The organism is Aliivibrio sp. S4MY1, assembly GCF_028765545.1.
In the GTDB taxonomy this organism is placed as follows: Bacteria; Pseudomonadota; Gammaproteobacteria; order Enterobacterales; family Vibrionaceae; genus Aliivibrio.
This window is the reverse complement of record NZ_JARACP010000040.1, coordinates 1-4,556: the sequence shown is the minus strand read 5'-3', so window position 1 is coordinate 4,556 and position 4,556 is coordinate 1. Positions and strand designations below refer to the sequence as shown.

Here is a 4,556-nt window from a genome sequence, read left to right as displayed (position 1 = left end):
AATTCAAACTGTGTGCAATGTGGTGCGTGTGTTCAAGCGTGTCCTGTTGGTGCATTGGTTGATTCTCGTGATAAATCTCAAGGCCGAATCGAAATTTTAAAACCAGTTGATACGATTTGTACATACTGCGGTGTGGGTTGTAAGTTAACCATGATGGTTGATGAATCAACAAACAAAATTAAATACGTTCAAGGTGAGAAATCGTCTCCGGTGAACGAAGGCATGCTGTGTGTTAAAGGTCGCTTTGGTTTTGATTTTGTCAGCAGTGATGAGCGTTTAAAAACACCGTTAATTCGTAAAAATGGTGAATTAGTTTCTGCAAGCTGGGAAGAGGCGATCACATTAGTTGCTAATAAGTTCAGTGCCATTAAATCTCAACATGGCGGCAATGCGCTAGCTGGGTTCTCGTCTGCAAAAACGACCAATGAAGATAACTACGCATTCCAAAAATTAGTACGTCGTGAGTTTGAAACTAATAACCTTGATCACTGTGCACGCTTATGTCACTCAACGACAGTAACGGGCTTAGAAGCGTCTATTGGTAGTGGGGCGATGACCAATGATATTCCAAGTATCAAACATTCTGATCTGATCTTTATTATTGGTTCAGATACCACATCTGCTCACCCGATCATTGCTTCTCACATTAAACAAGCCATCCGTCATCACGGTGCTCGTTTGATTGTTGCGGATCCAAAACAAGTAGATATCTCTGATCATGCAGAACTGTATGTAGCGCAACGTCCGGGTACGGATGTGATGTTACTTAACGGTATTATGCAGCAGATTATTAAGAATAACTGGCACGATCAAGCGTACATTACAGAACGTGTTGAAGGCTTTGATGAGCTTAAAATAGAAGTAATGTCAGAGACGTATTCACCTGAGAAAATTGAGTTAATCACTGGCGTGAAAGCGCAAGATGTGATTGAAATAGCGCGTTATATTGGTACAGCCAAGCGTACTGCTATTTACTATTCAATGGGTATTACGCAGCACACTACTGGTCATGATAACGTTCGCTCTATTGCTAACTTACAAATGTTGTGTGGCAATATTGGTATTGAAGGTGGTGGTATTAACCCACTTCGTGGTCAATCAAACGTACAAGGTGCGTGTGATATGGGCGCATTACCCACGGATTTCCCTGGCTACCAAAAAGTGGAGAATCCTGCGGTTTACGAGAAATTCGTAAAAGCGTGGAATAAGCCAAACTTACCAAGTAAGAAAGGGTTAACGTTAACCGAAATCATTGATGCCGCGTGCCATGAGCAAGTCAAAGGCTTATTTATTATGGGTGAGAATCCAGTATTAAGTGATCCTGACCAAGCGCACGTAATTCACGGTTTAGAGACGTTAGATTTCTTAGTCGTACAAGATATCTTCATGACAGAAACTGCTGCATACGCTGATGTGATTTTACCTTCGTGTTCGTTTGCAGAAAAAGCGGGTCACTTTACCAATACTGAGCGTCGTGTTCAGCGTATTTCTCCTGCAGTAAACCCTCCGGGTGAAGCGAAAGAAGATTGGTGGATAATTCAAGAAATTGCTAATGCGATGGGTGGAGAGTGGAATTACCAATCGGTTGAAGACATTACTGAAGAAATCACTCGAGTGACACCTCAGTACCAAGGCATGCATTGGGATGCAATTGGTAAAAATGGACTTCAATGGCCGTGTAATGATGCTAATCCGCAAGGAACTCGTATTATGCACAATCAGCAGTTCTTACGTGGTAAAGGTCAAATGGCTGCCGTTCCATTTAGATATGCAGCTGAGTTGCCTGATGAAGAGTATCCATTGGTACTAACAACAGGACGCTTATTGGAGCAATATCATACAGGCACTATGACACGTAAAACTAAAGGGTTGAACAACCTTGCTGGTCCGCGCGCTATGATGAGTGTGGCAGATGCTGAGCGTTTAGGTATTTCAAACAGTGAAATGGTTCGAGTATCAACACGTAGAGGCACGATTGAAGCTCCTGCATTTGTGACTAAGCGTATGCAAGAAGGGGTGATATTTGTTCCGTTCCACTTTGTAGAAGCAGCGGCGAATAAATTGACCACAACAGCACTCGATCCTCATGCCAAGATCCCTGAGTTTAAAGTAGCTGCGGTGAAGGTTGAAAAGGTATTAAACCCAGAGCCTGAAGTCTGCGTATAAGTAATGTAATAACGTAAAATAAAATGCCCGATGGTTATTAATCATCGGGCATTTTTTGTATGATTAGTAATACCAATCGTAGTAAATAATTGGTCATCCTAACTGGTTAAAATGCTCGATAACTACGTTGGATTTTTTGATTGTAGAATAACTACTTATCGAAAAATTTCGCTTTGTTCTCAAGCATTTTTCCTGCGCTATTTTTGATCACTTACTTACTGTGATTGGTATAAAACGTAATTATTTATTATTGATTGCGTTCAACTCTGCAATTTTTACAATCACATTAACTGCTTGCTTCATGCCATTAATGGTAATGAATTCATGAATACCGTGGAAGTTGTAACCACCAGTAAAGATATTAGGGCAAGGCAAACCCATAAAAGATAAACGAGCACCATCAGTGCCGCCTCGAATTGGTTTAATATCAGGTTGAATGTCGCACGCTGTCATTGCTTGTTTTGCTAATTCAATGATGTGAGGATGAGGCTCCACCATTTCACGCATATTGAAGTAGCTGTCAGTTAAAACCAGTTCAACACGGCCTTTTTCTAGTTTTGCATTTAGCTCATCGACTTTTTGTTGCATAAAGGCTTTACGCTCAGCCATGCCTTCACGGCTAAAATCACGAACGATATAACCAAGCTCAGTTTTTGCAACGCCTGCTTCCATTGATTTTAAGTGATAGAAACCTTCGTAGCCTTCGGTGCCTTCTGGTGTTTCATCTGCTGGCATCATCAATTGAAATTGTGCAGCAATGTTCATCGAGTTGATCATTTTGTTTTTGGCTGTGCCAGGGTGAACGTTAACACCATAACAGATAACATCAGCACTGGTGGCATTAAAGTTTTCATACTCTAATTCACCCACAGGGCCACCATCGATAGTATATGCCCACTTAGCATTGAATTTCTCAACATCAAATAGGTTTGCGCCACGACCAATTTCTTCATCGGGCGTAAAGCCAATGCAAATATCACCATGTGGGATTTCTGGATTGGCTTTTAGTACCGCAATGGCAGTTAAGATTTCAGCAATACCTGCTTTATTATCTGCACCAAGTAGAGTAGTTCCATCTGTAGTGATGAGATCATGACCGATAAGGTTTTTTAAATCAGGAAATTGAGCAGGGTTTAACTCTTCGCCACTGGTGCCAAGAGTAATAATATCGCCTTGATAGTTTTCTATAAGTTGAGGTTTAACATTCTCACCAGATGCGTCAGGAGCTGTATCCATATGCGCGACAAAACCAATGGCAGGTACATCGTAGTTGACGTTTGAAGGTAAGCGAGCCATGACATAGCCATTGTCATCAAGAGAGACATCAGAAAGTTCTAATTCATTTAACTCAGCGATTAATTGTTTAGCTAAATTGAATTGTTTTTCAGTGCTTGGGCATTGTGGTGCAGAAGGGTTGGATTGAGTATCAATACTCACATAACAAAGAAAGCGTTCTACAAGGTCTTTCATGATATTCACTCTATGTAATTGAAAAGAAAGTCGAGTGAAAGTATTGATCAAAAAGAGTATTTAAAGTTTGCGATGGGTCATAAAAAGCAAAGTGGTTAGCGCATACTAAAAACATATGCGCTAAATATAAATTATTGCTTGTTTTCTTTTGTTTTTAAAATGAAACCAAACTGCTCAATTAGGTTACTAATCGACTTGAATAGCATAGTTCGTTCTGATTTTGAGTATTTTGATAATTCCTGATGGAATCCAATAACATCAGACATCGTAACGCCAAGCCAATCAGGAATATTATCACAACCTGAAATGATCCAACCAATCTCTTTTCTCAAGATAAAGCTTAAAGGAATCAATTTGGATATATGAGGGCTAGAAAGTCCACTAGTCCAGTTAATTACTGTTCTAGTTGATACATCACATGCAGTAGCAATTTGAGTATTGGAAAGCCCTAGTTCTTTTTTTCTGACCTCGATCCGTCGAGAGATACTTTCCATAGAGGTGTTTTCATCTAACACAATAAACCTCGAAATTGTAAATTTAATAGAATGATAACAATCCAACGCCTAATTGAAATTATATTTCCAACTATTTTAGATACAAATGAAATGAATTTCATTAGCTTACTTATAGGTCATAAGTTTTTATTTAATATTCGCTGAATTGTAGATGATACTTATTTAAGTGAGCAGATCTTTAGTGACAATCTGTTTAGTATTGCATGTTTAAATTAAGTGTTATCTTTGTTTAACTACTTAATTTTATTGATAAGTATCCAATAAGAAGGTATCGGATTGATTTTATGAGTACATAGTAGTTACATTGGTAATTTAATGCAAATTGTTTGTTCAAAAAATTATTTAATTACCAATTAAATAGTTAAGATATATATATTAAAATATGAAAAAATTAGAGATTAGCAC

3 protein-coding genes are annotated in these 4,556 nt (G+C 38.7%); 1 reads left to right on the top strand and 2 read right to left on the bottom strand.

Annotation, left to right across the window (positions count from 1 at the left end; genetic code table 11):
• Window positions 1–2,166 (top strand): formate dehydrogenase subunit alpha (fdhF, locus tag PVK71_RS20045; RefSeq protein ID WP_274421087.1); only part of this gene is annotated, 2,166 nt, incomplete at its 5' end.
• Window positions 2,167–2,406: 240 nt separating this feature from the next.
• Here fdhF and pepT read toward each other — a convergent pair.
• Window positions 2,407–3,636, bottom strand: a complete 1,230-nt coding sequence (gene pepT, locus PVK71_RS20040) for a peptidase T (RefSeq protein WP_274421088.1) — start codon at window positions 3,634–3,636, stop codon at window positions 2,407–2,409.
• Between the two features lie 131 nt (window positions 3,637–3,767).
• Entirely contained in the window at window positions 3,768–4,130 is a 363-nt protein-coding gene (locus PVK71_RS20035; RefSeq protein ID WP_274421089.1) for a helix-turn-helix domain-containing protein, read from the bottom strand.
• Between the last annotated feature and the right edge of the window lie 426 nt (window positions 4,131–4,556).

Excerpts from the sequence above, each read along its gene's own strand:
- PVK71_RS20035 (WP_274421089.1), bottom strand. The coding sequence starts at position 4,130 with ATGGAAAGTATCTCTCGACGGATCGAGGTCAGAAAAAAAGAACTAGGG.
- pepT (WP_274421088.1), bottom strand. The coding sequence starts at position 3,636 with ATGAAAGACCTTGTAGAACGCTTTCTTTGTTATGTGAGTATTGATACT.